Origin of the sequence: Anaeromyxobacter sp. PSR-1 (assembly GCF_000964525.1) — a bacterium.
Taxonomy (GTDB): Bacteria; Myxococcota; Myxococcia; order Myxococcales; family Anaeromyxobacteraceae; genus Anaeromyxobacter.
The window spans coordinates 1-6,479 of record NZ_BAZG01000222.1 but is presented as its reverse complement, the minus strand read 5'-3'; the positions used below and the strand labels follow the sequence as shown (position 1 = coordinate 6,479).

At 72.9% G+C, this 6,479-nt stretch carries 5 protein-coding genes; all 5 read right to left on the bottom strand.

The genetic code is table 11. From position 1 onward, the window contains the following. On the bottom strand, window positions 1-779 hold a 779-nt coding region (locus tag PSR1_RS20760; protein ID WP_059439290.1), incomplete at its 3' end, for a hypothetical protein. Between the two features lie 164 nt (window positions 780-943). Further along, complete coding sequence (locus PSR1_RS20755) at window positions 944-1,519, bottom strand: hypothetical protein (protein ID WP_059439289.1); 576 nt, start codon at window positions 1,517-1,519, stop codon at window positions 944-946. A gap of 20 nt (window positions 1,520-1,539) precedes the next feature. Continuing rightward, entirely contained in the window at window positions 1,540-4,683 is a 3,144-nt protein-coding gene (locus PSR1_RS20750; protein ID WP_059439288.1) for an efflux RND transporter permease subunit, read from the bottom strand. A gap of 1 nt (window position 4,684) precedes the next feature. Beyond that, entirely contained in the window at window positions 4,685-5,818 is a 1,134-nt protein-coding gene (locus PSR1_RS20745; protein WP_059439287.1) for an efflux RND transporter periplasmic adaptor subunit, read from the bottom strand. 49 nt (window positions 5,819-5,867) lie between these two features. Then, window positions 5,868-6,341, bottom strand: a complete 474-nt coding sequence (locus tag PSR1_RS20740) for a TolC family protein (RefSeq protein ID WP_237758179.1) — start codon at window positions 6,339-6,341, stop codon at window positions 5,868-5,870. Window positions 6,342-6,479: the final 138 nt, after the last annotated feature.

Here is a 6,479-nt window from a genome sequence, read left to right as displayed (position 1 = left end):
CGGCCGCCCTGCCCGCCGCGATCCTGCCAGCCGCCGCGGTCCTGGCGCGGCTCCGGCTGCTGCCGCTGCCACCCGTCGCCACGGCCGCCGGGGCCGCCGGGCCCGCGCGCCGGCTGCGGCTCGCCCCGGCTCCAGCCCTGCGACTCGTGCGGCCGAGCGGCGGGGCCGCCGCGGTAGCCCGGGCCCGGGCCCGGGTCGTGACGCCGCGAGAAGTCCTCGCGCGGGCGGTAGCCGTAGCTCGTGCTCCGGATCGAGCGCTGCTGCTCGACGGCGCGCGGGTAGCGGTCGCCCGAATAGCCGCGCTGGTACCTCGGCAGCGGGGCCGGGCGCGGCACGGCGCGCCGATCCCACCGGTCCCAGCCGGCGCGGCGGTGCTCCCAGTCGTGGCCGTAGTGGTGGCCCCAGCGCGGCGGCGCGGCGGCGCGCCAGCCGCGGAAGTACGGCGGGGGCGCGCGGTAGTAGCGCACCGGGACGCGGAGCACGTACGCGGGCACGTAGTACGGGTCCACCGCGTCCCACGGGCCGTCGTACCAGCTGCTCGCGTACCAGTTGTCGTTCGCGTAGACCCAGTACAGCCCGTCGTAGAAGAAGTAGTTCGCCGGGAGGCGCGGGGCGTAATAGACCGGGTAGCCCGGGACCGCGACGAGCTCCGGGTACGCCGGCACGTTGATGCCGATGGAGACGCCGGGCGCCGTGATCCCGATGCCCACGCTGACCTGGGCGCGGGCGGGGGCCAGCGGGGCGAGCAGCAGCGCGAACGCGACGGGCAACCAGCGCATCTCGACCTCCTGTCGGAGCCGCGGCCCTCCAGCGGGCCGGGCGAGCACCGATGGAGGGACGAACCACCGACCCCGGGGATTCATGCCCCGCCGCGCGATCCCCGAGTTTCCAGCCGCCGGACCCACACCGGCGCCGGGCGGCGCCGATGTGGTCCGGCCCGGCGTCAGACGCCGCCGGCCTGCGCGCCCTTGCCCCGTGCGGCGGCGAGCGGCCCCGCCGCCCAGGCGAGCCCGAGCGCCGCCGAGGCCGCGAGGAGGACGGCCGCGGCCGGGCCGCCGGTCGGCTTCATCGCCATGAGCGCGAGCACGCCCACGCCGAGCGCGGCGCGGAGCCGGAGCGACGCGTCGAGCACGGGGCTCGCGAGCCGCGCGCGCAGCTCCGGCGTCAGCGCCGGCCCGCGCTCCTGCTGCACCGCCGGGCCGACCCGCTTCAGCCACCGCCCGGTCACGGCGCCGCCGAGCGCGCCCATCAGCACCATGCCGATGAAGCCGCTCGCGATCCAGGGCGCGTGCCCCCAGACCGACACCGTCATCCAGATGCCGGAGGCGAGGATGGCGAGCATGGCGAGCCCGCCGAGGCGCCCGGGCAGCACGAGCTGCCCGAGCCAGCTCCGCGCCTCGTCCGGCGTGGCGGCGCGCCGGAGCCTCGCGAGCGCCACCGCCTCGATCCCGCCGGCGACGCCCAGCAGCACCGCGCCGGCGACGTGGGCGAACACCGTGATCGGATAGACCCAGTCCATGACGGCCTCCTTTCCGCCCCTCAGGGCTCGGTGCCGGAGGGGAGCTGCGGGTGGAGCGGCACGTTCACCGGCGGCTCCAGCACCGCCGGGCGCGCCGCGAGCGCCTCCTTCCGGTGGTCGCGCGCGATCAGCACGTAGATCGACGGGAGGAAGAGCAGCGTGAACGCCGTGCCCACCGTCATCCCCGCCACCAGCACCAGGCCGATGCTGTTGCGGGCCTCCGCGCCCGGACCGGTCACGTAGGTGAGCGGCAGGTGCCCGAAGACGGTCGCGAAGGTGGTCATGAGGATGGGCCGCAGCCGCGTGACCGCCGCCTGCCGCACCGCCTCCACCTTGCTCAGCCCCTGCTCCTGGAGCTTGTTCGCGAACTCGACGATGAGGATGCCGTTCTTCGCGACCAGGCCGACCAGCGTCACCAGGCCCACCTGCGAGTAGACGTTGAGCGTGGTGGTCCAGCCGTCCGTGAAGAACGGCATCTGCGGGTTGGGCATCTTCAGGAACACCAGCGCGAGCGCGCCGAACATGCCGAGCGGCACCGAGCCGGCCAGGATCACCAGCGGGTCCCGGAAGCTGTTGAACTGCGCGGCGAGCACCAGGAAGATGAGCACGATGGCCAGCAGGAACGCGGGGAGGAACTTGTTGCCCTCGGTGCGGAGCTGGCGCGACTCGCCGGTGTAGTCGATGACGTACCCGGCGGGCAGGATCTTCCCGGCCTCGTCCTCCAGGTACGACAGCGCCTCGTCGAGCGGGCGGATGGCGACGCCGCTCAGCTTCACCGCGTTGAGCTGCTGGAAGCGGTTCAGCGAGCGCGGCGTCACCTGGTCGCGGATCTTGGCGATGGAGGCGAGCGGGATGAGCCGCCCGTCCGGCCCGGTCACGTGGATGTCCTCGAGCTGCTCGGGGTTGAGCCGCTCCGAGCGCAGCAGCTGCGGGATCACCTTGTAGCTGCGGCCGCCCACGTTGAAGCGGTTCACGTAGTTCCCGCCCACCGCCGAGCCCAGGTCCTGGCCCACGGTGCGCAGGTCGAGGCCGAGCTCGGCCACCTTCTCGCGGTCGATCTCGATCTCCGAGGACGGCTGGTCGATCTTGACGTCGATGAGCGGCGGGAACGCGAAGATGCCGCTCTTCGCCGCCTTCTCCTGGAGCTGCTGCGCGAACCCGAGGATCTCCTGGGTGTCCGCGGTGGAGGCGAGGACGATCTCCACCGGGAAGTTGCCGCCGCCGGGCAGCGCCGGGGGCAGGATCGCGAACGTCTGGATGCCGGGGATGACCGCGAGGCGCCCCTGCACCTCGTGCAGCACCTCGGCCGCGGTGCGGTCGCGCTCGGTCCAGGGCTTCAGGCCGACGCCCCAGAAGCCGCCGGTGGGCTGCGTGATCTGGAAGGTGAACTGCGACTCCGGCATCTCCATGAGCGAGCGGTTCACGGCCTTGGTGTTCGGCACGAGCTGTTCGAGCGTGGAGTTCGACGGCGTGTTCACGATCCCCATCACCACGCCCTGGTCCTCGGTGGGCGCGAGCTCGCGGGGCGCCATGGCGAACATGACCCCCACCAGCACGATGATGGCGACCCAGGCGGCGTAGATGGCGCCGCGCGCCTGGAGCGACTTCTCCAGGTGGCGCGCGTAGACCTCGCGCACCCGCTCGAAGCCCCGCTCCAGCAGGCGGGCCAGGCCCTTCGCCTCGCCGCCCTCGCGCAGCAGGTGCGCGGACATCATGGGCGAGAGCGTGAGCGCGACCACGCCGGAGATGGTCACCGCGCCGGCGAGCGTGAGCGCGAACTCGCGGAACAGCGAGCCGGTCAGGCCGCCCTGGAACGCGATGGGCGTGTAGACCGCCGCGAGCGTGATGGTCATGGCGATCACCGGCCCGACCAGCTCCCGGACGCCGGCGAGCGCCGCCTCCATCCGCGACTTCCCCTCGCGCAGGTGGCGCTCGACGTTCTCGACGACCACGATGGCGTCGTCCACCACCAGGCCGACCGAGAGCACGATGGCGAGCAGCGTGAGCAGGTTCAGGGTGAACCCGAACGCCTGCATCAGGAACACCGCGCCGATGAGCGACACCGGGATGGCCACCACCGGCACCAGCACCGAGCGGAGCGAGCCGAGGAACAGGAAGATGACGATCACCACGATGACCAGCGTCTCGGCCAGCGTGTGCTCGACGTCCTTGATGGCGTCCTGGATGTAGGCGGTCGCGTCGTACGCCACCACCGCCTTGATCTGCTCCGGGATCTGCGTCTGCATCGCGCCCATCTCGGTGCGCACGCGCTTGATCACGTCGAGCGAGTTGGCGTCGGGCAGCGCCCAGATGCCGACGAACACCGCGGTCTCGCCGGTGAAGTTCACCTCGGCGTCGTAGTCCTCCGCCCCCAGCGCCACGTCGGCCACGTCGCCCAGGCGGACGGTGGCGCCGTCGTGCTCGCGCACCACCAGCTGCTGGAACTCGCGCACCGAGCGGAGGTCGGTGTTGGCGGTGAGGTTCACCTGGACCAGCGAGCCCTTCGTCTGGCCGACCGCGGCCTGGTAGTTGTTGCGGGCGAGCGCCTCGCGCACCTGCGCCGGGCTGACGTTGAGCGCGGCCATCCGGTCCGGCCGCAGCCAGACGCGCATCGCGAAGGTGCGGGCGCCCAGGATGTCGGCCCGCTGCACGCCCTCGATCGACGAGAGGCGCGGCTGGACCACGCGGACCAGGTAGTCGGTGATCTCGTTCTGCTTCAGGAACCTGGACGAGAAGCTCAGGTACGCGGAGGCGAACTGGCTGTCGGCGGTCTCGATGCCGACCACCGGGACCTCCGCCTCGGGCGGCAGGTCCCCGCGCACCTGGTCGATCTTGGAGCCGATCTCGGCCAGGGCGCGGTTGGAGTCGTAGTTCAGCCGCAGGCGCGCCCGGATGATCGAGACGTTCTGCTTGCTCTCCGACTCCAGGTAGTCGATGCCGTCCGCGGAGGCGATGACGCGCTCGAGCGGCGTGGTGATGAAGCCGCGCACCAGCTCGGCGTTCGCGCCCACGTAGGTGGTGGTGACGGTGATCTGCGCGTTCTCGCTGCGCGGGTACTGCCGCACGTTCAGCGTGCGGATGGCCTGCAGGCCCGCGATGACGATGACGAGGTTGACGACGACCGCGATGACCGGGCGCCGGACGAACAGGTCGGTGAGCTTCATCTCAGTTCTCCGTCGGCTTCGGCGCGAGCTGCGCGCGCGGCGCCAGCGAGTCGTTCACCGCCACGGCGGCGCCGTTCCGCAGCTTGAACACGCCGCTGCTGACCACGGTCTCGCCGCCCTTCAGGCCGTCCAGCACCGCCACCAGGTCGCCGCGGCGCTCCCCGGTGCGGACGAACTGCTGGCGCGCCACCAGCGTGGGCTTCCCGTTCGCGTCCTTCTTCTGCTCGATCACGTAGACCGAGTCGCCGTAGGGGGCGAACATCACCGCGGTGGCGGGGATGGCGAGGACCTTGCGCTTCTCCGCCGACAGCACCGCCACGTTCACGAACATGCCGGGGCGGAGCCGCCCGTCCTTGTTCGGGAAGGTGGCGCGCACCCGCACGTTGCGGGTGGCCGGGTCCACCTCGGGGTTCACGGTGGTGATCTCGCCGGTCCAGTCGGCGCGCGGGAACGTGTCGGTCCGCAGCCGCACCTTCTGCCCCGCCGCGAGGTCCACCAGCGCCTGCTGCGGCAGCCAGAAGTCCGCGTGGATGGGCGTCACCGACTGGAGCGAGGCGATGGGGCTGCCCGGCGACACCACCTGGCCGAGCTCCACCTGCCGGATCGAGATCCGCCCGTCGAACGGCGCGCGGATGGTCTTCTTCGCGATGATCGCCTGCAGGTTGCGCACCGTCGCGTCCGCCTGCTTCGCCTTCGCGTCGGCCGCGTCGAGGTCGGCCTGCGCGTTCGCCTCGCCCTGCCGCAGCCGCTGCGCGCGCTCCAGGTTGACCTTCGCCAGCGCGGCGTCCGCGGTCGCCGCGGCGAGCTGCGCCTCCTCGGCGGAGGTGTCGAAGCGGACCAGCAGCTGGCCGCGACGCACGTTGCTCCCGGACTCGAACGCGATCTGCCGCACCGTGCCGGGCAGCTCGGCCGCGAGCGTCACGCCCTGCACCGCCACCAGCGAGCCCACCGCGGCCCGGGCGGCCTCCCACTCGGCCGCCTCGACCTTCGCCGAGGTGACCGACTCCGGCGGCGGCACGAACGCCTCGCCGGCCCGGACCATGGTGACGATCTGCCCGGCCTTCACCCCGACCAGGATGGCGAGCACCACCACCAGGCCCACCGCGAACACTGCCCACTGCTTCTTGCTCTTCATGTGCGCTCCTGCTGGAAGACGTGTGTGAAGGTCAGGGCGTGACGCCCGATCAGGGTGCCCGCGCGTCGAGGAGGTTGCGGCCCGCGGCGAGCCGGAGCTGCGCGCGCGCGTCGGACACCTCGGCGTCCGCCTGGATGCGGGCGGCGTCGGCGTTGAAGGCGTCGCGCTGCGCCTGGAGCAGGTCGAGCTGGTCGGCCGCCCCCGCCTGGTAGCGCTCCAGCGCCAGCCCGGCGGCGCGCTGGCTCACCTCCGCCTGGACCCGCGCCGACCGGCTGCGCGCGATGTCGGTGCGGACGGTCATCCACGCGCGGTGGACGTCGTCGTGCGCCGCCAGCCGCGCCCGCTCCTCGCGCGCCCGCGCGCCGTCCGCGACGGCGTCCTGTGCGCGCATGTTCGCGAGCGTGGTGAGGTCGAACGACCAGCTCAGCGACACCACCGCCTGCCAGGTCCGCTCGTGCCCGGCCAGGCCGGTGTAGTCGGTCACGTGCTCGGTGGCGCTCGCCGACAGGCTCGGGACGAGCACCAGCCGCCTCGCCCGAGGCCTCCCGCTCCTCGGCCACGCGCGCGCGCACCGCCGACGCGATGGCCGGGACGTCCTCGTCGCGCGCCTGGAACGACTCGATGGGCGGCTCCTCGTGCAGGTCGTCGCCGAGCGCGACCT

Bases quoted from the DNA above. Each gene is read 5' to 3' on its own strand.
- PSR1_RS20745 (WP_059439287.1), bottom strand. From the start codon at position 5,818: ATGAAGAGCAAGAAGCAGTGGGCAGTGTTCGCGGTGGGCCTGGTGGTG.
- PSR1_RS20750 (WP_059439288.1), bottom strand. From the start codon at position 4,683: ATGAAGCTCACCGACCTGTTCGTCCGGCGCCCGGTCATCGCGGTCGTC.
- PSR1_RS20755 (WP_059439289.1), bottom strand. From the start codon at position 1,519: ATGGACTGGGTCTATCCGATCACGGTGTTCGCCCACGTCGCCGGCGCG.